The organism is Bacillus canaveralius (genome assembly GCF_002860125.1).
GTDB lineage: Bacteria > Bacillota > Bacilli > Bacillales > Cytobacillaceae > Bacillus_BJ > Bacillus_BJ canaveralius.
Window position 1 is genome coordinate 22,902 of the sequence record NZ_PGVA01000031.1, and the last position, 24,002, is coordinate 46,903.

At 39.4% G+C, this 24,002-nt stretch carries 25 protein-coding genes; 16 read left to right on the forward strand and 9 right to left on the reverse strand.

Annotated elements, in window-relative coordinates:
- Positions 1–76: 76 nt before the first annotated feature.
- The 4 genes from yneA to tkt all read left to right on the forward strand — a co-directional run bounded on the left by yneA (position 77) and on the right by tkt (position 3,676).
- Positions 77–394 carry a cell division suppressor protein YneA gene (gene yneA, locus CU635_RS14120; RefSeq protein WP_245917473.1) on the forward strand — a complete coding sequence of 106 codons (318 nt, stop codon included), beginning with the start codon at positions 77–79 and terminating at the stop codon, positions 392–394.
- A gap of 14 nt (positions 395–408) precedes the next feature.
- Positions 409–1,056 carry a YneB family resolvase-like protein gene (locus CU635_RS14125; protein ID WP_125928929.1) on the forward strand — a complete coding sequence of 216 codons (648 nt, stop codon included), beginning with the start codon at positions 409–411 and terminating at the stop codon, positions 1,054–1,056.
- 125 nt (positions 1,057–1,181) lie between these two features.
- On the forward strand, positions 1,182–1,415 hold the full coding sequence (locus tag CU635_RS14130; RefSeq protein WP_101578021.1) for a DUF896 domain-containing protein: 234 nt from the start codon (positions 1,182–1,184) through the stop codon (positions 1,413–1,415).
- 254 nt (positions 1,416–1,669) lie between these two features.
- Positions 1,670–3,676 (forward strand): transketolase, encoded by a 2,007-nt coding sequence (gene tkt, locus CU635_RS14135; protein ID WP_101578022.1) that lies wholly within the window; start codon positions 1,670–1,672, stop codon positions 3,674–3,676.
- Positions 3,677–3,770: 94 nt separating this feature from the next.
- On the opposite strand, the gene CU635_RS14140 is transcribed toward tkt, so the two are convergent.
- From CU635_RS14140 to CU635_RS14170, 7 genes are all read right to left on the reverse strand, one after another.
- Positions 3,771–4,055, reverse strand: a complete 285-nt coding sequence (locus CU635_RS14140) for a hypothetical protein (RefSeq protein WP_101578023.1) — start codon at positions 4,053–4,055, stop codon at positions 3,771–3,773.
- A gap of 314 nt (positions 4,056–4,369) precedes the next feature.
- On the reverse strand, positions 4,370–4,708 hold the full coding sequence (locus CU635_RS14145) for a hypothetical protein (protein ID WP_245917474.1): 339 nt from the start codon (positions 4,706–4,708) through the stop codon (positions 4,370–4,372).
- Positions 4,709–4,855: 147 nt separating this feature from the next.
- The gene (locus tag CU635_RS14150; protein ID WP_245917475.1) at positions 4,856–5,494 is read right to left on the reverse strand and encodes a DUF2238 domain-containing protein; all 639 of its coding nucleotides are present in this window, start codon (positions 5,492–5,494) and stop codon (positions 4,856–4,858) included.
- A 215-nt stretch (positions 5,495–5,709) separates the two neighbouring features.
- Positions 5,710–7,182, reverse strand: coding sequence for an alkaline phosphatase family protein (locus tag CU635_RS14155; protein WP_101578024.1), 1,473 nt, complete (start codon positions 7,180–7,182; stop codon positions 5,710–5,712).
- 126 nt (positions 7,183–7,308) lie between these two features.
- On the reverse strand, positions 7,309–8,040 hold the full coding sequence (locus CU635_RS14160) for an endonuclease/exonuclease/phosphatase family protein (protein ID WP_245917476.1): 732 nt from the start codon (positions 8,038–8,040) through the stop codon (positions 7,309–7,311).
- Between the two features lie 386 nt (positions 8,041–8,426).
- Complete coding sequence (locus CU635_RS14165; protein WP_308303502.1) at positions 8,427–9,323, reverse strand: diacylglycerol/lipid kinase family protein; 897 nt, start codon at positions 9,321–9,323, stop codon at positions 8,427–8,429.
- Positions 9,324–9,392: 69 nt separating this feature from the next.
- Entirely contained in the window at positions 9,393–10,295 is a 903-nt protein-coding gene (locus CU635_RS14170) for a YegS/Rv2252/BmrU family lipid kinase (RefSeq protein ID WP_101578026.1), read from the reverse strand.
- Positions 10,296–10,463: 168 nt separating this feature from the next.
- Here CU635_RS14170 and CU635_RS14175 point away from each other — a divergent pair, with 168 nt between their 5' ends.
- The 8 genes from CU635_RS14175 (at position 10,464) to CU635_RS14210 (ending at position 19,703) form a co-directional block, all read left to right on the forward strand.
- Entirely contained in the window at positions 10,464–11,687 is a 1,224-nt protein-coding gene (locus tag CU635_RS14175; protein WP_101578027.1) for a zinc-dependent alcohol dehydrogenase, read from the forward strand.
- 38 nt (positions 11,688–11,725) lie between these two features.
- Positions 11,726–12,811, forward strand: a complete 1,086-nt coding sequence (locus CU635_RS14180; RefSeq protein WP_101578028.1) for a class II aldolase/adducin family protein — start codon at positions 11,726–11,728, stop codon at positions 12,809–12,811.
- Positions 12,812–13,036: 225 nt separating this feature from the next.
- Positions 13,037–13,855 (forward strand): prolipoprotein diacylglyceryl transferase, encoded by an 819-nt coding sequence (gene lgt, locus CU635_RS14185; protein WP_101578029.1) that lies wholly within the window; start codon positions 13,037–13,039, stop codon positions 13,853–13,855.
- A gap of 390 nt (positions 13,856–14,245) precedes the next feature.
- Entirely contained in the window at positions 14,246–14,896 is a 651-nt protein-coding gene (locus CU635_RS14190) for a YkoP family protein (protein WP_101578030.1), read from the forward strand.
- Between the two features lie 331 nt (positions 14,897–15,227).
- A complete protein-coding gene (sirA, locus tag CU635_RS14195; protein ID WP_101578031.1) occupies positions 15,228–15,668 on the forward strand; it encodes a sporulation inhibitor of replication protein SirA in 441 nt (146 codons plus the stop codon).
- A gap of 87 nt (positions 15,669–15,755) precedes the next feature.
- Entirely contained in the window at positions 15,756–15,968 is a 213-nt protein-coding gene (locus tag CU635_RS14200) for a YneF family protein (RefSeq protein WP_101578032.1), read from the forward strand.
- A gap of 189 nt (positions 15,969–16,157) precedes the next feature.
- Positions 16,158–17,906, forward strand: a complete 1,749-nt coding sequence (locus tag CU635_RS14205; RefSeq protein WP_101578033.1) for an ABC transporter transmembrane domain-containing protein — start codon at positions 16,158–16,160, stop codon at positions 17,904–17,906.
- 3 nt (positions 17,907–17,909) lie between these two features.
- The gene (locus CU635_RS14210; RefSeq protein ID WP_101578034.1) at positions 17,910–19,703 is read left to right on the forward strand and encodes an ABC transporter ATP-binding protein; all 1,794 of its coding nucleotides are present in this window, start codon (positions 17,910–17,912) and stop codon (positions 19,701–19,703) included.
- A gap of 111 nt (positions 19,704–19,814) precedes the next feature.
- On the opposite strand, the gene CU635_RS14215 is transcribed toward CU635_RS14210, so the two are convergent.
- Positions 19,815–20,003, reverse strand: a complete 189-nt coding sequence (locus CU635_RS14215) for a Spo0E family sporulation regulatory protein-aspartic acid phosphatase (protein WP_373270875.1) — start codon at positions 20,001–20,003, stop codon at positions 19,815–19,817.
- A 334-nt stretch (positions 20,004–20,337) separates the two neighbouring features.
- Here CU635_RS14215 and CU635_RS14220 point away from each other — a divergent pair, with 334 nt between their 5' ends.
- The 3 genes from CU635_RS14220 to CU635_RS14230 all read left to right on the forward strand — a co-directional run bounded on the left by CU635_RS14220 (position 20,338) and on the right by CU635_RS14230 (position 22,337).
- Complete coding sequence (locus CU635_RS14220) at positions 20,338–21,045, forward strand: cytochrome c biogenesis CcdA family protein (RefSeq protein WP_101578036.1); 708 nt, start codon at positions 20,338–20,340, stop codon at positions 21,043–21,045.
- A 210-nt stretch (positions 21,046–21,255) separates the two neighbouring features.
- Positions 21,256–21,615 carry a response regulator gene (locus tag CU635_RS14225; RefSeq protein ID WP_101578037.1) on the forward strand — a complete coding sequence of 120 codons (360 nt, stop codon included), beginning with the start codon at positions 21,256–21,258 and terminating at the stop codon, positions 21,613–21,615.
- A gap of 230 nt (positions 21,616–21,845) precedes the next feature.
- The gene (locus CU635_RS14230) at positions 21,846–22,337 is read left to right on the forward strand and encodes a CcdC family protein (RefSeq protein ID WP_101578038.1); all 492 of its coding nucleotides are present in this window, start codon (positions 21,846–21,848) and stop codon (positions 22,335–22,337) included.
- A 28-nt stretch (positions 22,338–22,365) separates the two neighbouring features.
- On the opposite strand, the gene CU635_RS14235 is transcribed toward CU635_RS14230, so the two are convergent.
- On the reverse strand, positions 22,366–22,794 hold the full coding sequence (locus CU635_RS14235) for a DUF2621 domain-containing protein (protein WP_101578039.1): 429 nt from the start codon (positions 22,792–22,794) through the stop codon (positions 22,366–22,368).
- A 301-nt stretch (positions 22,795–23,095) separates the two neighbouring features.
- Here CU635_RS14235 and CU635_RS14240 point away from each other — a divergent pair, with 301 nt between their 5' ends.
- Positions 23,096–23,803, forward strand: coding sequence for an N-acetylmuramoyl-L-alanine amidase (locus CU635_RS14240; RefSeq protein ID WP_101578040.1), 708 nt, complete (start codon positions 23,096–23,098; stop codon positions 23,801–23,803).
- The last annotated feature ends 199 nt before the right edge of the window (positions 23,804–24,002 follow it).

Here is a 24,002-nt window from a genome sequence, read left to right on the forward strand (position 1 = left end):
TTGACATGAAACAAACGTTCGATTTATAATCAGTTTAACAAATACGAACATATATTCTGAAATGGAGTGTTTTGAAATGGAAACGATGAGAAAACTATGGTCCAACTACTATTTTGCTATCCTGCTTATTTTGTTTAGTTTTGCTACAGCTTTATTAATTAACGGACCCGACGAAGGCGAAAACTATATGAAAATTAAAGTGGCGGAAGGCGACACTTTATGGACGCTATCGAACGAATTCTCAAATGAACACTCATTGTCGCCACAACAATTTGTCAGTTTAGTAGAAACGCTTAACGGAATCAGCGGGGATCTAATTTATCCTGGAGATGAAATTGTGATTCCCGTAGGTGAATCACCGGCGGATGATATTAAAATTTATGCCGGTGAATAAGGAGCATTAAAAAAATGAATGCTATTCTTTACAGCCGGGTCAGCACAACCAAAGAATCCCAGGAAACTTCCTTGTTGAGGCAAGAAGAAGAGTTAATCAATCTTGCTGAAAAATACAAATATCATATTATTGCTTCTATTAAAGAACGAGCAAGTGGTTATGAACTCGACCGGGAAGGAATCCTTCAACTACTCACCATCATCAAGCACAGCGATATTGACGCAGTTCTTATCCAGGATGAAACGAGGCTTGGGAGAGGCAACGCGAAAATAGCACTCCTGCACTGCATCTTCAAAGAAGGCGTGAAAATTTACAGCATAGCTGACAACGGTGAACTGCAATTGTCAGAGTCGGACTCAATGGTATTAAAAATAGTTGGCATGGTTGAGGAGTATCAACGGAAAATCCATAATATAAAAATAAAAAGAGGGATGGTCCGTGCTGTCAGCAAAGGGTACCGTCCTGAAAAGAATTTGAAAAACCTTGGCGTGAACTCAGGCAGAGACCGAATTGAGGTACCTATTGAGGAAATCGTTCGTCTGCGGAAAAACGGGCTGACTTTCGCTGAGATTGCAGCTACACTAAGGGGATTCGGTTATGAAGTGTCGAAGGCTACCACCCACAGACGATACCAGGAATATAGTCAATCGACAGAGTCGTAGGGGCTTTTGCCTTGTCAAAAGTTCTTGTTTTTAGTATTATGACCATTAGTCTACAATTAAAAGCTGCTAGCCGCTGGAGTAAATGGTATTTCCTCTTTAAAGAACTTTTGTAAAGGAGTTTTTCCATGCTGTCAAAAGATAAACTTGCCCGAATCAATGCACTGGCCAACAAAGCGAAGCAATCAGGATTAACAGAAGCTGAGGCAAGAGAGCAAACAACTTTGCGCAAAGAATATTTACAGTCCTTTCGTTCCGGAATGCTCAACACATTAAAAGGTGTCACGATTATGGATCCGAAGGGCAACGACGTAACACCTGCCAAACTAAAAGAGCTCCAGAACAAAAATCGCCTTCACTAAGATATAGATCAGGGATGCAAAACAATGCATTCCTTGTTTTTATTTTTTTAGGTTGTGTGTATTACCCTGCAGAAGCTGAGCAATGTGGAAATGATATAATCGAAAGTAAGCATAGTGCATATTCAGATTAATTGTGTCAAAAAATAAGAAATAGTTGTTTTTTTTGAGAAACCGATGAACAATTGGTTGTTTAAAAATTTCAATCACTATAATATTAAGGTTGGGAATCAACATACAAGGAAGGGATGTATCACATGTTTGATAAAATTGATGAGTTATCAATAAACTCTATTCGCACACTTTCAATTGATGCTATTGAGAAAGCAAATTCCGGTCACCCGGGCTTGCCAATGGGCGCAGCACCGATGGCTTACACATTATGGACAAGGTTTATGAACCAAAATCCAGCGAATCCGGATTGGTTTAATCGCGACCGTTTTGTTCTGTCAGCTGGACATGGTTCGATGCTCTTGTACAGTTTGCTACACCTGGCCGGTTATGACCTATCGATTGACGATCTGAAACAATTTCGCCAATGGGGCAGCAAAACGCCGGGACATCCTGAATATGGCCATACAGCTGGGGTAGAGGCGACAACAGGCCCGCTTGGACAAGGCATTGCGATGGCAGTTGGTTTGGCCATGGCTGAACGTCATTTGGCTGCCGTTTATAATAGAGGAAACTATGAATTAATTGATCACTATACATATAGCTTATGCGGTGATGGGGATTTGATGGAAGGTGTTTCGGCAGAGGCGGCATCGCTTGCCGGGCATTTAAAACTTGGCCGTATGATAGTTCTTTATGATTCAAATGATATTTCGCTTGATGGAGACCTTAATCGCGCGTTCTCTGAAAGTGTTGAAAACAGATTCAAATCTTACGGATGGCAGTATTTGCGTGTCGAAGATGGAAATGATCTTGATGCCATTGCAAAAGCTCTTGAAGAAGCAAGGCAAGACACAGAGCATCCAACTTTAATCGAAGTTAAAACGATTATCGGGTTCGGATCGCCTAACAAATCCGGGAAATCGGACGTGCATGGTGCACCGCTTGGACCGGATGAGTTAAAGCTTACGAAGGAAGCCTATAAATGGACGTTTGAAGAGGATTTTCATGTACCGGAAGAGGTTTATGCCCACTTTAAGCAACATATTGCTGATAACGGCAGCAAAAAAGAGAAGGAATGGAACGAGTTGTTCTCCCAATATAAACAAGCGTATCCTGAACTTGGAAAACAGCTTGAACTAGCAATAAAAGGAGAGCTTCCGGAGGGCTGGGATAAAGACCTGCCAGTTTATGAAGAGGGATCAAGCATAGCAAGCCGCGCATCCTCGGGAGAAGCATTGAATGCCATTGCGAAAAATCTTCCTTTCTTCCTTGGTGGTTCAGCTGACCTTGCCGGTTCGAACAAGACGATGATTAAAGGGACAGGCGATTACACGCCTGACTCATATGAAGGCCGCAACATTTGGTTTGGTGTACGTGAATTTGCCATGGCAGCAGCACTGAACGGAATGGCGCTTCATGGCGGGCTTAAAGTTTTTGGCGGAACGTTCTTTGTTTTCTCTGACTACCTGCGTCCGGCGATTCGCCTTGCAGCGTTAATGGGATTGCCTGTAACCTATGTATTCACTCATGATAGCATTGCAGTAGGCGAAGACGGTCCGACGCATGAGCCAGTTGAGCAGCTGCCTGCACTTCGGGCAATGCCGAATTTATCTGTGATCCGCCCGGCAGACGCCAATGAAACTGCTGCTGCCTGGAAGCTTGCTGTCGAATCAACAGACAAGCCGACCGCGCTTGTCTTGACGCGCCAAAACCTGCCGACGTTAAAAGGTTCTGTTGAGCATGGATATGAGGGAGTTTCAAAAGGTGCCTATGTCGTCTCTCCTGCTGGAAAAGATGTGCCCGACGCACTCTTGTTGGCTTCAGGATCTGAAGTAGCCCTGGCCGTGAAAGCCCAAGAAGCACTGGCTGCAGAAGGCATTGACGTTTCCGTTGTAAGCATGCCGTCATGGGATCGTTTTGAATCACAAAGCAAAGAATACAAACAAAGCGTGCTCCCGAAAGAGGTCAGGAAACGCCTTGGCATCGAAATGGCTGCTTCTTTAGGATTCCACCGTTACACAGGCGATGAAGGCGATGTATTGGCGATTGACCAATTTGGGGCATCCGCGCCTGGAGAAAGAATTATCGAAGAGTATGGTTTTACGGTTGAAAATGTTGTCGCACGTGTAAAAGCGTTGCTGCAAAACTAATTTATAAGTGCATCCTCCATCGGCGAGAATGCACCAAATATAAAAAGAGCGTCGATTTTTGTCGATGCTCTTTTTATGTCCTTTTTGATATAAGTTATTCCCTCAAATTTAACTCTTCAGCTTTTTTCCTCATGTAAAGACCTAATTTGACTAATCCCATCGCGATAATCGAAAGAACGGCGTTAAAGAAAATCACGAACAGAGCTAATTCATTAATAACCTCAAAATATAAAGTATAAAAAAAGCCTGCCAGCATGCTCAATAAAACTACAAAAATAAAATGCACCCTTTGACATATAAACGTAATCGCCCCGCTAATCAAGAGGACCAAAGAACCCATGATAAAAAAATGAAGACTGAAAATAATCATAAACTCCATAAAATTTCCACCCCTTTTTCTATAAAAAGGCAATTGCTCATTTTAATTATACTAGACTTCCACCAAAAATTTCTCCAAGCTTTGCTTTTTTGACCTTTTTCCTTCCAGCAAACTTATAGCTCAATGTAAAAATAAATGAATAGAAGTTTCAAAAGCTGCTGCAAAATTTTCTATTCTTTTGAAGGTACAACTGGTTTCAGTTGCAAATTAATCTTCTTGAACATTCAAAAGCTGACACGAAAAGATTCGGTGTCAGCTTTTGAATGTTAATAGGATTACAAGACATAATCTTTAGGAGGGTTTCAGACAATTTGTCACCAGTATGGGTAGTAATAAGGGAACGGTACAAAAAATGGGAAAACAAAGAATGAATACGGATATCGGCGGCGCCGATATCTTCTGTACCTTCGTCTGCCATATCCTCCAAATTGTCTATCATCATCTTCAACATCTTCTGGCACTAACATGGTTATGCCGCCATCGTCCATACTATCGAGAATTCCGTCCATACTGGAACCGTCACTTCTATGTCCAATAACATGATAGCTCATGTATTTCTTGCATAGGCTTTTGATATCTCTATAATCTTGGTCTGCCAGGTGCCCAAAGTTTGGTTGTTGGTATTCTAATCGAAAACCGTTGTTGTGATCCATAAGCATTCCTCCTTTTCATTCCTAAATTTATTCACCTAGTTTAAAAGTGTTACTGGAGGAATTGACATATCTTTGGTTCAACAAAACACAGCGGAAAAGTACATTACAAAGCTTTTTTCTGTCGTTTTTGCACCTGATTGTTTCGTTTTAATCATTTAATTCTTTTTTCATGAGGCGGTTATGTAATTTTGAGAAGAGGAGTAATGCAAGAATGGAACCAATCAAGGCAAACGACATATCCCATTGTGAATCCCAGATGTCGCCCTGATTACCCAGAAAGTCTTTAGATGCTTTTCCTCCCTTTGTTATCACAGAAACTAACCATTCAATGATTTCATATAAGGCAGCGAGTGCAAGGGAAATACTTGTCACAATGGTAAATAACCAGGCGCCTGTTGTTAACGGTGTTTTTCGTAATAATATTTCTCTTATGACTATCACAATCAAACCCTTTATTAAATGTCCAAACCGGTCGTAGTGATTTCGTTTTAAATCATAAACGTCTTTTAACCAATTAAATAGGGGAACTCTTGAGTAAGTATAATGACCGCCGACAAACATGATGATTGCCAAAATTGCGATAATGATATATGAGAGGGTAGTGAGACGAAATTTATTATATGTCGCAATCGCGATAATTAGACCCACAACGGCAGGTCCCACCTCCATTGCCCACGTCAAATAACCGCCTGTTGGTTTAATCATTGACCATATAAAAATTGCCGTAACCAACAATAATAGAAATAAATGAATCGAAGTACCCTTACCTTTATTCACTTCTTTCACTCCTTTATCAAATGGCTATTAACAGTATTTGATAATTAATCCTATTCAATACAAGAGCATGATGAACTTATTAAGAAAGAGAATAAATATACTTGATAATAGCCTTGAAGAAAAACGAAAAAGTCCTTGAGAGTGTTTGAAGTTTAACTAACATAAAGGTAATACATAACAGGTTCAGTGGATTGTTAGAATTACCCGATTGCTCGAAGTTCACTTTATTGAATTAACGACAAAAGCCAATCCTTTATATCTAATGTGCGTAAGTACTTTGGTGTTGACTCGGTACCTGCAATGATCATTGAAATAACAGAATCTTGTTTGTGTAAGCCTCCGTGACTTGCACCACCCACATGAGTAGGAGAACCTTCACCTATGAATTCATAGCCAGGTTTCGCACTTGCAATCATGTATTCACCTTCATGTGAGAATAATGATGCATATAACCTTGCAAAAGCATCGGGGTAATCCCCAAATTCAATTTTTTTGTTCGAAATGGTGAGATCCAATATTTCTTTATTCCCTTCAAAAGACCAGGATTGTCCATATTGATCCACAAAGTCTCCTTCAGGTTCAAAATGAAGGTGTCCATTATGAATTCCGGATGTAACAGTTATCGTGTTTCCTTTTTTAAATGCAATGACATCAATTCGGTTATCTTTTTGCAGGATATTTGCTATATCACTTAAAGGTACCTTTTCAGTGTTAAGAGAATAAATATAGGACATCCTCTCGTTAACACCAAGAACAATTTGGTCTTGTGGCGTAATTCCTTTTTTTAACTTTACTATTTTGTATGAACTTAAAAGCTTTCTTAAATCAATTAAAGCTTCATGACGATTTTTATCGATCCATGCTTGACCATTATCTCCAAGAATAATCCAAATGTTCTCGGTCAGAGCATCATTCCATGTTTCATATTGATTTAAAATTTCTTGCAAATTCTGGTCAATCTTATGGATACCGTTTATATCTTTTCTTCCGTTCTTATGTATGCTTTGATCTAAATTGGGAAAATAAGCAATCGTGAAGGGCGGAAGTTTATGCTCGTTTATAAGATATTTCAATTGGTTTGCTGAAAAGTTATCATTAAAGCCATATTTTTGCCAAAAGAAAGAGTTCTTTTTTAAATGATTAAACCGGTGTAAAGCTCCATACGAAAACAACTCTGGAGAATAAGTTATTTGCTCTTTTTTCATGCCTGTTAACAAAGATAATAAAAAGGGTACTTTCAATATGTTAGGTTGACTTCCCCTATATATAAGCGTGTTGATTGAAGCCGTCTTGATTCCTTTATCTTTTAAAATTTCATGGATCGTTTTATGCTGCTTGCTTAAATGCTTATTATTCAAATTATAAAGGATATCTTCCATGGATTGCGTCAGTCCCAGTTTTAAAAGCTCCCTTACATGACTTCCGTAATTAATAATTCTTTTTTCGTTTTGATCATACCAAACCAAGCCTGGGACTTTATGTTTATTGCAGTACACTCCAGTTAATAATGTGCTGTCGACATTGACTGACATAGTTGGAAATGGACTGACAACATCGGGAAAGTAACGGCCGTTTTCAATAAAAAATTGTAAAGCAGGAGCTTGTCCACTCTTTACGGCAGCTTGTACAGTCGAACCCATTAATGTGTCAATCAAAAGCAGGATCACTCTTTTTTTCTGAGAAAGGGGTGATGTCATCATTTATCTCCTCACTAAAAAACATTAATTTCTTGTTTTATTATGGATTGTCGCACATAAAATTATTTGAGCATTTTTTCATAGTCGTCCATAGAATTCGTTTATTGCGGCAATATTCTCTTCATTCTATTGACTGAATAAAAGCGTTGCTTTTAATGGCAAATGGTCAGATGCATGCGGTAGATTTGATATCACTTCTGCATCAACAACCTGAAAAGAAGGGCTAACGAAAAGGTAGTCCAATCTTAATTTTGGTCGAAGAGATGGATAAGTAAATCCAGTTCCATTACCCGCATGATCCCATACATCGTGGAACTCAGTAGTCATTTTTCTCCAACCTCTTGACCCGGGCTTCATATTCCAATCACCCATGATAATCATAGGATGAGAATTTTTATGTAACTGATTGACAATAAAATTTATTTGTTTTCTGTGAAGAATGGGATTAAGACTTAAATGCGTGACATTAATATCAAATAACTTTTTGTTGTGCTCAACAGTGGCGGTGAGCAATGATCTTCCTTCAATTAACCCGGGAATGAAATTAAATAAGTAACTCTTTTCTGATACGATCGGAAAGCGGGACAAAAGAGCATTTCCATACTGTCTCTTTGTGGTTGTTTGTTTAGACGTCAAAGTGAGAGAGGGGCTGAAAGCATGATACATATTTAATTGTTGTGCAAGCCACATACTCTGGTCTAGATAATCATTTCTCTCAGAATAGTGTTTATCAACTTCGTTCAGGCTAATGATATCTGCATCACTTTTTTCAATTACTTTGGCTGTTCGGTGAAGATCTATTTGCTTATCCATACCTTTTCCATGGTGAATGTTATATGTCATGATTTTAAGCTCCAAAATATCTCACCTCGAATTTACATTAGTTTTATAAAATCAAAAAATCTCAAGACGAAGATAATACGTTCTAAAACCCGTTAAGAATCAAACAGAAATTTTAAGAAGCCTGTATAGCAAATACTTTTTTTGATCAACTTTAAATGATTCCATATTTTCAATAATATGGACAGATAAACTTCAAATCAAAGAAAGGGGTGTTCAAACAGATCATGATTGAGATTATTAAGGGGTTTATTCAAACAATAAACCGAATGTTCGTGGCGCTAGTTGAATTTGACTATGACGAAGCCTTGGAAAAAATGAAAAAAAATAAATAACTTTTAGCGAAGAAAGCCCTAATTTCAGCCTTTGATGAAACACGGGTTTAGCCTCTTTATACGTATTCTCTACAAGACGTATAATGCGCATGGTTTTATTGTAATTCGGGCAGGAGTTTGTCCAATTACTTCGCCATCCCCGTGTACCAACAATGCCGAGGAGGAATAAATCTCTAACTGCTTTCCTTTAATGATCTTTATCGATGGGGAAGAGGTATGTTTTCCTTTAAAAACTAATGGAAATATACAAAGGAGTTCCCACTTGGACATCTCTTGAACAATACATACATCAAAAAACCCATCATTACTTTCTGCCTCTGGACAGATCACAAGTCCTCCTGCGTAAAAAGGTAAATTGGCTACGGCAATTAGCCATGCCTTTGGAATGTTGTGGAGTTTATTATCAATGATTAAGGACATATTCATTGGTTTATAGCGAAGCAGCACATTTAATGCACTAATAATGTAGGAAATGCGACCCATTCGGATCACATTAAAGAATTTTTTGTATTTAGATTCATTCGCTAATCGTGCTACTTCCCCGTCAAATCCTATTCCTGCAACTGTACAAAATAATGTGGAATTTACTTTTCCAATATCGATAATTTGGGGTTTTCCGCTTAATATACGTTCTAAAGCTCTATCATGTTTGAGCGGAATGCCCAGTCCTCTAGAAAAATCATTTCCTGAACCAGCTGGGATAATTCCTAAAGGTATATTCGTGCCGACTAATCCATTGACCACTTCATGGATAGTCCCATCCCCACCAACTGCCACCATCACACTCACTTTTTCATTATGAATCAGTTCTCGAACTAATGCTGTGGCGTGTTTTGGCTTTTGAGTAAAATGAACACAGTAAAAGACGTTTTTTTCTTTGAGCATTTTTTCTATTTGATACCAAACTTTAAGAGCTTTTCCATTACCCGAAGCTTTATTAACAATAAAACAAAACAAAAGTCTCACCTATCTATGGTTTTTAACAAAATTATAGCCAACTTTACTTGTGAAAATACATTCTTTAAATAGGGAGTTTTATTTATCAGTTGAGCAAAAAACACGAAGGTGCTGGGGCAATACTTTAAAATGCAGGCTTTTCACATAAGCTTTTTCTCCATCAAGATTGAGGGCGATGCACTCTGGTATCGTAAAGCAACCCGATTTTATTTTAGTATGATTTATGACTGATGAATTGTCAGGAATGTTAAGCATTTTTGCAAGTAATGAAACAAGCAGCTGTAACCGATTGGTTTTTTTACACGTAATCAGATGAAAATAACCATCATTTTCAGTTGAATTCTTAATTAGATGTTCAAATGGACCGACGGAGTTTCCATTCATAATTAAAAATAAACAGATATCCGAAATCACTTGGTCGGAGGAAACATCAACGGATATTGCATCCGACTGTTTTGTCAAAAAAAATGTTTTAAGAAAATAATAGCAATAGGCCCATTCACCAAAATACGATTTGAAAGTTGGAGGTGTTCGATAGGTTATATCCGACAACCATCCTGCTGCTGCAATGTTGGCAAAGTAGCGGTTTCCAAATTTTCCGATGTCAACTTGTTTAGTATTACCTCTTTCAATAATTGAAAGAGCTTCCATGGGGCATGACATCCCTAAATATTTTGCAAGCTCATTGCTCGTTCCAAATGGGAAAACTCCTACAGTTGGTCTATATTCTTCTTCAGCTAACAATTGGATTGTTTGGTTTACTGTGCCGTCTCCTCCGGCAATAAAAATCGCATCCCATCTGCTTTGGCATGCATTTTTAATAGCTTTAACCACATCTTCGAACTCTGCTGGCTGCTGAATCGTGATTCGATAACCCATTTCTGTAAGTCTTTGTATTAGTAAAGGAAAGTCTTTGTGAGTTGCCTTTTTCCCGGAAAAAGCGTTATAAACCATTAAAGCCTGTTTGTGTACTGTATTCATTGTCCAACCTCCGACCAAGAGAAAACTTCTTTGACCAATACTTATTTTTCTTTTTTTCCTTCAAAAATACTCAGAAGTTCTTTCCATATTTATCAAAAACATGAATAGCCAGATACCGATATGGAAAAATTATTGTCTATAACGTTTGAAGAAACTAGGTGATTAGTGTTGAAAGCTTTGCAATTCGATTATAAAGTCCCTCGCTACATCTTCAGTAAAATAACGGGAAAGTTATTTCCGTCTGTTTATTGGGATTCCCGGCTATCCTGTTTACAATTTCTTGAACAATCGGAGCCGGGGCTTCCCAATGAACATTGGGTTAAAGTAAAGGTGAAATATGGCGGTATTTGCGGCAGTGATCTTAATCTTATTTCTTTAAGGGATAGTCCTGCTACCTCACCATTTGTTTCGTTTCCTTTTACGATTGGGCATGAAATTGTAGGAACAATTGTGGCAGCGGGTTCACAAGTTACTGGTTTAAACAGGGGAGATCGAGTAGTAATAGATCCAATCTTGTCGTGTGTGTCACGAGGAATAGCCCCTCCTTGTCCCGCTTGCCTTAAAGGAAATTTTAGTTTGTGTGTCTATAAAACTGAAGGAAATTTATCCCCGGGACTGTTAATAGGCACCTGTCATGACACAGGTGGGGGATGGGGTTCATATATTGTGGCTCACAAGAGTCAAGCTTTTAAGCTCCCTGCAACCGTAGATGATTTAAACGGAGTGATGATAGAGCCTTTTAGCTGCGCTTTACATAGTATTTTAAGGAATCGACCTGGTAAAAGCGACACCGTCTTGGTTATAGGAGGAGGGGTGATTGGGCTCTGCGTTATTGCTGCTATTCGAGCACTGGAAATCCCGTGTAATATTGTTGCTTTGGTGAAGCATAATTTTCAAGGCGAGTTGGCATCCAAATACGGTGCAAACAAAATAATCTTCTTGCGAAAGCAAACTTACGTTGGGGACCTAACAAAATCTATTAAAGGACAAGTATTAAAGCCGCTTTTTGGACCTGAAGTAATACAGGGAGGTGCGGATATTGTATTTGAATGTGTTGGGAAAAAACAGAGTATCAATGATGCACTGCGGTTTGCAAAAAATGGTGGGAAAATTGTGCTGTTAGGTCTTGCCGGGATCATGGACGGAATTGATTGGACCACAGTGTGGCTTAATGAGTTAAATGTCAAAGGAAGCTTCGCTTATAGCACAGAAGTATTTCAAGGGAAAAGAAAACGAACGTTTGATATAGCCATTCAGCTACTGAATGTCGGAAAATTGGATCTATCACCATTGGTCACTCACAGATTTCCATTAGAAGAATACCAAAATGCTCTTAGTACTGCATCAAATAAGAAAAATACTGCAGCAATCAAAGTAGTTTTTGAACCGTAAACGATGATGATCTTAATAGAAATTTGGAGGAAGACAATATGAATAACTTTGCGATAACAGGTACCAAAAAAACTCCTTTCCTCACATGGTTTACGGAAGGATTAAGAGAAAACTTTTCGAATGAAGGATATACATATTGTAAAGAAACAGTGGATGATCTTAGGATTGTGTTTAATGTAATCGATCAAGAAAAACCACGTCCATTTCGTCGAAAAGCACAGGCAACTTTTGTCATATCAATACTTGAGGAAAATGAAGAACCTGAGAATATATTTGAAGCAGCTTATCCATATCTAATCAGGTCATTAGCCAATCATTTAATGTTTATCATAAACACTAAGGAAAAAATAGATGTTTATTTTATTACTCCTGAACAAGGATTTTACAAATTAAGTTACCAAAATAACGCGGAAGACTTTTTCCAAAAGATTTATGAAAGATTGGAGCCGGTGGCATCAGCTCAATTAGTCATTGACAATGAGTTTGCAGAGGATCTGGATTACAATTTATGGAATGGCAACGAAGTCACACAAACCATGTACATATCAGGAAAAAAATTAGATGAAATGAATTTATTGCCTGCACCATTTCCACTTGAAAAATATTTATCATATCGTGATATGCGTCAGTTAAAAAAATTATATGGGATTGGCGGTCTAAGCTATGGTAATCTTAGCAGTCGTCACGATGACAGGGGATTTTGGATGAGCGCAAGTGGTGTCAATAAAGCGAATATGCGCGTAATAGGACAAGATATTTTATATATTAAAGGATTTAATCCGAAGAAAAATGCGATGGAAATCAGTGTTCCACCTTCTATTTCTCCAAAAAGAGCATCAGTTGATGCCATTGAACATTGGATGATTTATAAAGAACATCCAAAAGTGGGGGCTATTGTTCATATTCATGCATGGATGGATGGGGTAAAAGCCACTGACATGAATTATCCTTGTGGTACGATACAACTGGCAGAAACTGTAGCCGACCTGGTACGAAATGCCGATGATGCTTCAAGGACGATCATTGGTCTTAGAAATCATGGTTTAACCATTACAGGGCGTGACTTAAGTGACATTTTTGAACGTATTGAAGGAAAAGTCATTCCCCAAGTACCGATGGGATAAAAAGTTTAAGGAGGCCAAACAAATTATCTAGCTGATATTATAATTAGAAACTTTATCATCTGTGTTCGACCGGGCAGGCATGAATGTCTTTTGTGAAACAGATGTGTATGCTTCAGTATAAACCAGGATGTTAAATGTCAGACAAGCCATGAATGCCGTTTAACCCTAATTTCAACTACAAAAACGATTTGAAATGACCAAAATTGTAAAAAAAAGGGTGAGAATATGGAAGTAACGATTGAATCGATTGATAGGGTTGCAATCGATCTCGGTTTTATCCAACTTTACTGGTACGGTGTTATTATCATTTCCGGTGTTCTTCTCGGCCTGTGGCTCGCCATGCGTGAGAGCGAACGACGAGATTTACCAAAAGAAACCTTAGCTGACCTCGTCATTTTTGCCGTTCCGATTTCGATCATCGTTGCCCGCGTTTACTATGTGATATTTAAATGGGATTATTATGTCGAAAATCCCGGCAAAATAATCGCTATCCGGGAGGGTGGGTTGGCCATGCACGGTGTACTAATCGGTGCAGTGTTGACGATATTCGTGTTTTCGAAGCTACGGGATATTTCCTTCTGGAAACTTGCCGATATTTTGGCACCAAGTCTGATTCTCGGTCAAGCAATCGGACGCTGGGGAAATTTTATCAATCAAGAAGCTCATGGAGGACCCGTCTCGCGGGAATTTCTCGAAAGTATGTATTTGCCCGATTTTATCATTAACCAAATGTATATTAAAGGGACTTATTTTCATCCGACTTTTTTATACGAGTCTCTTTGGAATTTTGCTGGATTTATTGTGTTGATGTCCCTCCGCAGGACAAATTTAAGGCGTGGTGAATTGTTTTTAACATACATCATTTACTATTCATTCGGCCGTTTCTTTATCGAGGGAATGAGAACAGATAGTTTAATGCTTACAGATTATTTACGGATGGCACAAGTCATTTCTGTCGTTTTAATCTTTGCGGCCATAATGATAATATACTACCGCCGTAAAAAAGGATATGCCGATATACGTTATTTAGACAAAAGCATGTAATAGACAAGAAACAAACGAAAGAAGTGGCCCGTTGTTGTTATACGGGTTCAGACATATGTTGAAAGCATAAAGCAGGAATTTGGATATCCTGCTCTTTTGCATTTCTGTTGAAACCTGATTGCTTTCACCTATAATGAACAGAACATTAACCTCAGAAATGCCTTTTTCTTGTGAATTTAAAAATACGATCCTCTTACAATTAGACTACAGATCAGGTAAGAGTGATTCAATTCATCGTTGACAAAATGCTTCCTTCTCCCTGGAACAATAACATTAATTTACCTTTTATTTCAACACAACCTACAATTTCCACCTATATTTACTCATCGACTTAGTCAAAATAAAACAGTTATTAAAGAACTATGTAACATATTTGCAAGGAGAATGACAATGAGGCTGAGACATTACTTTCTATTGGCATGGAGTATAATTGATCCGGTGTACTTTTTCCTTTCTCGCTTAAATTATCTTGACCGAACGGAAGAAAAAGCCGCCATATTTCGGGTAAGGCTAACTCGCTATAAAGGTCGTGAAGTCGTTTTGGCGGATGGAACAAAGATAAAGAAAAATGATGTTCTAATAAAGATACATTTATACAACGTTCGTTTATTAAAAGAGCTGCAACATATTGAGAATGATGTTAAAAAGGCGGTGATCCTGTATAAAAAAGTAAAAGAGTCGCTGCCTTATCTTGCGCTATATGTTCATCAGCATAAAAATAACCGAGAAATTAAAGGAATCATCGGCATTACAATGATAAACAAAGGGTGCGAACGATTAGGATTTGAGCCTCATGCAATTTCGAGTCGCCCGTATAAATGGATAAAACAACTGGCACTCTACCCAATTTATCTCCTTTCAAAGTCGGAAATTCCCAGGGGTAGTAAAAGGCCTGATCCGTTGTATTTATTTATTTCAAAGGACAGTTTATTAAAAAAATACAGAATCCATAATCACTTGATGGAAGAATCTCCATTAATCGAGACGAAAAAAGTAATGACCGGTGTACAACAATGCCAAACGAAAATGGTCAAGCCATGATAAGCGACAACATTGGAACCCGATATGGAAAGAAAAAATGCTGATGGGGTTCAATTTAAGGGTATAAGACATTAATATTTGGCTTTTAATTAGTCGAAATATCCGAAATTCTCTACTAACATCCTTATGCTTGCTGCATTCAACTCTTATTTAATCAATGATGGAAAATAATTTCCCCCCTTTCCTAACAACAAACCCATAAGATATAGTTAAATTAATCACAATTTCCGAATTCGACAAAAAAATCGCTATTTTTTAACATCTTCAGACAAACAGCCCCTTTTTTATTCATTATAATGAAAGAAAAAGTTTGTCCTTGAGGAGGGCAGCAATGCGGAATTATAGCCTTTATTTAATTGAAGATGAATTCGCCTGTCATTATTACGGAAGAGAACGAATGTTCTATGAACTTTTTAAGGATTATGAGCAATCACATGGCCAACTGCGGTCGATACTGCATATGCAAATCGATTATATTACGAAAAAGATTCCTGCAATCAAGCTTCATCAGCTTATCCATCAGCAGCTCGTCAAGAACCGGGGATTCCGTATTGAGCAAAACTCCTATTTAATTGAGAAAAAAGGAAATGCAAGTGTTGCCAAGCTAGCCGTCTACGACCGCCTGGTGACAGTGGAGTCATACGGCAGCTTTGATTCGGAAACGATTTTTTTCGAAGTGCTTCGTAAATGTGAACACTCTTTTTTGGCGGTTGATACTTCGCAAAATCGGTATGGATGGCTGAAACCGATTAAAGAAAGAAATTTTGTATAAAACGAGGAAAACACAGCGCAAATATTGTATAATAACGTGTGGTCTAGTACACTGTATGGTAGACAACACGAAGGAGGAAGTTAAGCTATGTGGGATCTTATTCTAGTTGGTATACTGGCTCTATTGGCTGGTGTAGCGCTAGGATTTTTCATTGCTCGTAAATATATGATGAGCTATTTAAAGAAAAATCCGCCAATCAATGAACAAATGTTAAAAATGATGATGATGCAAATGGGCATGAAGCCATCCCAAAAGAAAATCAACCAGATGATGTCTGCCATGAATAAACAAACAAAATAATCAAGGACAAGCACTCAGGGAGAGTGCTTTTCTTATGGCCTCGAACCAAATTAAATCAGACGAAGCAGCACCAACTGCGCAGTTGCCGCAACCAAATACATTTACCTTCCTTATTTTGTGAATATTTGATAAACTATTTTTACATTTGTTTTGTTTCCTATAATTTGGCTCAAGCTCTGGGGAGGCACCATGAAAGTATTTCATGATTTAATGTGGTTTTTTAAGGAAGAGAAAAAATCATATATTTCCGGAATTATTCTATTACTATTCGTTGCGTTTCTTCAGCTGGTGCCACCCAAGGTAATTGGAATCGTCGTTGATCATATCGAGAACGGAACATTATCAGGGCGCATTCTTCTCCAGTGGATCGGTATCTTAATTGTTGCCGCGATGATGATGTATATCTTGCGTTATTATTGGCGAATAATGATTTTTGGTTCGGCTGTCAAGCTATCACGCTTGCTAAGGAATCGGCTTTATCACCATTTTACAAATATGTCGCAATCCTTTTACCAGCGGCGCAGAACAGGGGACTTGATGGCACACGCGACCAATGACTTGCAAGCTGTGCAACAGACAGCCGGTGCCGGTGTGCTGACACTTGTCGACTCGCTCGCAACAGGCGGCTTTGTGATTATTGCGATGGCGGCGACGATCAGCTGGAAACTTACGCTTATCGCGCTAATTCCAATGCCTTTAATGGCGATGCTGACCAGCTGGTACGGAACCCTTTTACACAAGGAATTTCACAAAGCCCAGGAAGCTTTTTCTTCGTTAAATGATAAAACGCAGGAAAGTATATCCGGGATTAAAGTGATAAAAACGTTTGGGCAGGAACAAGAAGATATTGAGGATTTCCGGAAACAGTCTGAAGATGTGGTGCAAAAAAATATTGCTGTGGCGAAAATAGATTCTTTATTCGATCCGACGATCAGCATTATCGTGGGAATCTCCTTTTTCATGTCGATTGCCTTTGGGGCAAGATATGTCCTTAATGGAGAACTGACGATCGGACAGCTGATTTCTTTTACGACATATCTCGGGCTGCTCATTTGGCCGATGCTTGCCTTTGGTTGGCTTTTTAATATTGTCGAGCGGGGCCGGGCTTCCTATGACCGCATTGCCGCGCTGTTACGTGAAACGGTCGATATTGTGGATGATGAACATGCAGTTGATCGTCTGCCCTCTGGGAATATCACATATGCGATTGATTCATTCCAGTATCCAGGTGAATCTAAACCAATGCTTTCAGACATTCAATTCAATCTGAACAGGGGGGAAACGCTTAGCATTGTTGGGAAAACCGGCGCCGGCAAAACCACCCTTTTAAAGTTGTTAACGAGAGAGTTTGAAGGCTATGATGGACATATCAAGTTTGGCGGCGAGCTGTTAAGCTACTTTAAGATTGAAAAGTTACGTGAAGCAATTGGCTACGTCCCGCAGGACCATTTTCTATTCTCTGCAACTGTTGCAGAAAACATTGCATTCACGAATCCGAATGTACCGCGTGAAGAGATTTATAATGCGGCGAAAATGGCTCATATCCATGAAGATATTCTCCAATTTTCTGATGGATATGAAACAGTCGTCGGTGAGCGGGGTGTTTCTCTTTCAGGCGGGCAAAAACAGCGGATTTCAATTGCCAGGGCATTGCTCATGGATCCGGAAGTGTTGATTCTGGACGACTCCCTGTCAGCCGTCGATGCAAAAACAGAGGAGGCAATTTTATCCTCTCTAAAACAAAACAGGCACGGTAAAACAACGATCATTACTGCGCACCGGCTCAGTGCGATTCAACATGCCAATCTGATTATTGTTTTGGACGAAGGGCAAATCATCCAGAGAGGCACCCATGAAGAATTAATGCCCCAAGAAGGCTGGTATAAGGAAATGTATTTGCGCCAGCAGCTGGAAGAACTTGTCGAGCATGGAGGATAACGAATGGAGAAAATAACGACCCTAAGCGGGAAAGAGCAGAGGCACGTGCTGTTCCGCCTCCTTTCCTATACAAAACCGCATATGAAAACAATCAGCCTTGCCTTCGGATTGCTTATTTTAACAACGGTAGGGGCTATATTGGGCCCGATTTTAGTAAAAATCTTTATTGATGATTATTTAACACCGGGAAATTTGATGAGAAGTGCCCTTGTTGGTCTCGCTTCTGCTTATATTGGCATTCAGGTTGCCAATGTTCTTGTTTCCTATTTTCAACTGTTAACATTTCAAAAAATCGCATTAAAGATTATCCAGCAGCTCCGGATCGATGTTTTTTCAAAAGTGCAGGCTCTCGGCTTGAAGTACTTTGATAAAACGCCAGTCGGAAGTATTGTCTCGCGGGTGACCAATGATACGGAAGCGATTAAAGAGATGTTTGTGACCGTACTAGTAACATTTATTCAGGGCTTTTTTCTGCTCGCTGGAATCTTTGTGGCGATGTTTATTCTGAACGTCCAATTAGCAGCGTTTTGTTTATTGATTCTTCCGATCATTTTAATGATCATCAAGTCATACCGGAAATACTGCTCCCTTTTTTACCAGGATATGCGCGAAAGGCTGAGCCAGCTAAATGCCAAACTTAGTGAATCACTGCAGGGAATGGGGATCATTCAAATGTTTCGCCAGGAAAAAAGGCTGCGCGCTGAATTTGGTGACATTAATGAGAAACATTATGTGTCCGGGATGCGCAACATCAAGGTCGACGGTTTACTGCTGCGGCCTGCGATTGATTTGGTCTATGTCTTTGCCTTGATCCTTGTATTGAGCTATTTTGGCGTTACTTCGTTAAACAATACGATAGAAATCGGTGTCCTCTATGCGTTTATCAGTTATCTGGACCGGTTCTTTGAGCCTGTTAACCAGATGATGATGCGCCTGTCATTATACCAGCAAGCGATTGTTGCCGGGTCGAGGGTTTTTAAGCTGCTTGATGAACAGGAAGTTGCGCCGGCACAAGCAGGTATTGAAAATCATAAAGTATCAGCTGGGAAAATTGAGTTTAAAAATGTCAGTTTTTCATATGATGGCAGGAGGGATGTACTGAAAAATATTTCCTTTACCGCTAACCCGGGTGAAACCGTTGCACTTGTTGGCCATACGGGAAGCGGGAAAAGCTCGATCATTAATCTACTGATGAGGTTTTATGAATTTGAACGAGGCGAAATCCTGATTGATGGAAAAACAATCAAGTCGTTTTCAATCGAGGAACTGCGTGATAAGATGGGGCTCGTTTTGCAGGATCCTTTTATGTTTTATGGAACGATAAAAGATAATATTCGCTTGCACAACGCGGACCTACCAGAAGAGGAAGTGGTCGAAGCGGCCCGATTTGTTCAAGCCCATACATTTATTGAAAAGCTGGAAGACAAGTATGACCATAAAGTGGTCGAAAGGGGAGCGACGTTCTCAAGCGGACAAAGGCAGCTGCTTGCTTTTGCCAGAACGATTGCTGCCAATCCAAAAATTCTCGTTCTCGACGAGGCGACGGCCAATATCGATACAGAAACAGAAGAAGCGATTCAAACTGCTCTTTCAAAAATGAGAAAAGGCCGAACAACGATTGCGATCGCCCACAGACTTTCAACAATCCAGGATGCTGAATTGATTCTTGTCATGCACCAGGGGGAAATTGTTGAACAGGGGACCCATCAAGAACTCCTCGCAAAGCGCGGCCTTTACCACAAAATGTATCTATTGCAAAATGGTTCAGCGGAGCGCCTCGAGGATGTGGTCAGCTAGACACCAATAAAAAAGGGAGCAGGCGGATGAAAAATTCCGGCTCCCTTTTTTTATTGGGAATAGCTGAGAACTTGGTGAATGACTGTGGAATCAAGGAGATGGTTCTAAAACCTAATAGGTTTGCATTTTCTTTATAAAGGAACGGCTATACTCATTGAGAAGATGGTCAAGCTCCTGGCTGTGGCGGATTGCTGCTGTCGAATTCAATCCTGTTTTGCTCGCGATTTGAATGAGTTCAGCACGCTTTTGTTCAATTAGGGAAAGCAAATTTTGTTTCGACACGGCTGATACTCCTTTCATGAAAAATGGAAGAATTGGTGAGAGAGATATGTATAATGATGAAAGATAATAGCAATAAATGTTTAAGTCTTTTAACAGTATAGCGGATTAAGGTCATTAATTCAAAAGAAAAACCAAGATATTTCAAGTAATTTAATTAACAATTTTTACCGTGGAAAAAAAGTGATTTTACTGCCATAAATCTTTCGTTGTTAACTGCCGTCTTTGTTATCAATGTTACAGACATAGCAAAAAAGATAGGGTCTATTCAAAAATTGTTCACATCTTGTCATTATCATTTAAAGAAAAGATTTGTTAGAATGAATACGAATCGATTTAAAACGGAGTTGTTGTTATGACCGACGTAAATATTTTTCTGGCGCTTGGTGCAGGTTTTTTAAGTTTCATCTCACCTTGCTGTTTGCCACTGTACCCGGCCTTTCTCTCATACATAACCGGAATGTCCGTTGGGGATTTGAAGAGTGACACCGCCAAGCTACAAAAGCGGAGCATGCTTCATACGTTGTTCTTTCTCATCGGATTTTCCAGTATTTTTATAGCACTAGGCTTTAGTGCCTCACTAATCGGAACTATTTTCAAAGAATATCAGGATTTAATCCGCCAAATTGGTGCGATTCTTATCGTATTGTTTGGCTTGATTATTGTCGGTATCATCAAGCCCGAATTTCTGATGAAGGAAAGAAGATTTGAATTTAAAAACCGGCCTCCCGGTTATTTAGGTTCAGCTTTAATCGGTGTTGCATTTGCTGCCGGATGGACTCCCTGTACAGGCCCAATTTTAGGCGCCGTTTTTTCATTGTCTTCAACGAATCCTTCCTCATCAATGATTTATATGATTGCATATATTCTTGGTTTTGCTGTTCCGTTTTTCGTATTATCATTTTTTGTCGGCAGAATGCAATGGATTAAGCGAAACAGTGTTAAGATCATGAAAATCGGCGGCTACATCATGATCGTTATGGGTGTCGTTCTGTATTTTAACTGGATGACAAAAATTATTGCGATTTTTTCTGGCTTGTTTGGCGGCTTTACTGGTTTTTGATGAACAGTGTCCTCCTGCATTTATCCCTTCTAAATTCGTTGACTCCATAAGAACTACGAAATTTGTCGGATTCTTTCAATTGAAATTTAGATCAGGTTTCGATATATTTGAAGCAGTGTTCATTTGAAACGGATTAATATATTTTTCATGATTTTAGCGAACAATTCAATAGACTTTTCATCCGTTGTGCGTATCAAGGAGGAAGCAGAGTTGGCAAAAATATTAATTGTAGATGATGCAAAATTCATGAGAGTGACCCTGTCCCATATTTTAACCAAGGCAGACCACGAAATCGTCGGAGAGTGCGGAACCGGTAAGGAAGCGGTCAGTTTATATCGTGAATTCCAACCTGATTTAGTCACAATGGATATAACAATGCCTGAAATGAGCGGACTTGAAGCTGTAAGGGTTATTAAAAATGAATTTCCCCAGGCAAAAGTCATTATGTGTTCATCGATGGGTCAGCAGAAAATCATCGTCGAAGCGATCGAGGAAGGCGCCAAAGACTTTATAGTCAAACCATTTGATGAAGCCCGTGTGATAGATGCTGTTAACAGAGTGTTAAGTTGATTGTTTAAATGCAATAAAAGGCTGGCAGCATCGGAATCATTCTTCCATTGCGCCAGCCTTTTTTAAAAGTTTAAACAACCTGTGGAGGAACGATTTATCCACGAAAATCATAATATATCGCGAAATCAGCGTATCCACAAACAACCTCAAGCGAAAATGCCTTTTAGACAAGCTTCTTTTAAGTTATAATGATTCAGACAACAATGAAATTTAGGTGAGGATGAAAATTTATGAACATGGTCATTGCTTCATCGATTGGAGCGATTGGTATGGCAATTCTCGTCATGTTCGTCCGGATAAAGGCTGCAAATAAACCGGTCACAGCGAGAAAAATTATTCTGCCGCCAATTTTTATGAGCACCGGAGCCTTGATGTTTTTATTTCCTTTTTTTCGGGTCACCCCTTTGGAAATAGTAGAAGCGTTAAGCGTCGGGATGCTCTTTTCAATCCTTCTAATAAAAACCTCCCGTTTTGAAGTACGGAAAAATAAAATTTATTTACAGCGTTCAAAAGCATTTGTGTTTATTTTGATTGGCTTGCTTATTATCCGTATTATCGGAAAAACGGTGCTGAGCGCGTCGATCGATTATGGGGAACTAAGCGGGATGTTCTGGATTCTCGCATTTGGAATGATCGTGCCATGGCGTGTGGCAATGTATTTAAGCTATAGAAAACTGTATACGGAAACGCATGGGCCGCCAAGACCGGTCCGCTTTCAATAAAAAAAACATCAGCGAGACTGATGTTTTTTTATTGGAACAGATGGTCATATGGTGTAATATCAATTTGTTTTTCAGCCAGTTTTTTTCTTAAAAATTTATGGTCACGTTTCGGTGTCGCTAAAATATAGCCGCGGATGACGAGCTCTTCGCTAATTTGTTTGGCATTGTCCTTAAGTGCCAGCTCGCCGATCTTTCCTGCGATTTTGTGCCTGGCCACATCCCTGAATAATTCCGGGACCGGACTTACCAAATCCTCAAGCAGCTCCTTCTCGCTGTCGTTCCAGAGCTTCCTCGTTTTATTCACATAATGCTCTTCCCAATCCATATCCGATTTGCCATCTTCCTTCGGCAGTTTCTTCAGGAATTTGCGGAACATAAAAAATCCGCCAATGGCAAAAGAACCGATCAATATAAAAATCCAAAATAAAATAAACCATAAGAACCAACCATCAAGCATAAATCCTCACCTGCAAATCTATTTTTAAGCAGTTGCCCGCTCACGCTTTCAATCCTATTATAATGTTTTTAAAGTCAGATAGACAAGCCGCAAATTTTACAGTGTCTAGCTGACGTCCGCAATTTTGGAGAGAATGATTGGAGCAGCGTGCGGGGGAATGTTGCTCTTCATAGCTTATCTAGGCTTGCGCCCGCAGTATTCTCAAAATCTCTTATGTAATTTTTGTCATCGTCTAATTATCACGATAAACAAGCCATATTTAAAAGTCATCCATATATATAAAGTAAAGGAGATGAAACATATGGTTAAATTTTTTATAGACCCGGGGCATGGAGGAAGGGATTCTGGTGCTAGTGCAAACGACATTGAAGAGAAACAGATTAATTTGCAAATTGCCTTAAGAGTCCAGGATATTCTTCTGTCTGAATACGAAAATACAGAGATCAAAATGAGTCGCACCGGTGACCAAAATTTGTCTCTTTCTGAACGGACAGCATTGGCAAATAACTGGGGCGCGGATTTTTTGCTCTCGATTCATGTGAACGCTGGTGGTGGAACAGGATATGAAGATTATATCTATCCCGGAACAGGTGCCCCGACAACGACCTATCATAATATCATCCATAATGAAGTAGTATCGGCGACAGGTTTCCGTGACCGCGGCAAAAAACAAGCCAATCTCCATATGCTGCGGGAATCGGCAATGCCGGCGCTGCTGACAGAGAACGGTTTTATCGACAATGAGGCAGATGCAACCAGCCTAAAACAAGCTTCATTTATTGAGAGAATAGCACGGGGACATGTGAATGGACTTGCACGATCGTTCAACTTGGCTCAGAAACCGGATGGAATTGCCACACCTGTTGTAGAGATGTATACGGTAAGAGCAGGGGATACACTGAGTGAACTTGCAGTGCAGTTTGGGACATCGGTGGGAGAGTTGGTAAGGTTGAATCATATTAGGAATCCTAATCTGATTCGGGTGGGGGAGAGGATACGGGTTAGATGAGGACATATAATAGATTTAGGAGGGGAACAATCATTTAGACGATTTGTTCTCTTGATTTATTTTAATACATAATACATGGTGTTATGCCAAACATTTTCGATTGAGGACATTAAAATTGTCCGTTTTCCGGTCAAGCCTCTGTATGAGTAAAATGTTTGTAGGAGAATTATTTCCCTTCTCATCCAGATAATGGCGTAGC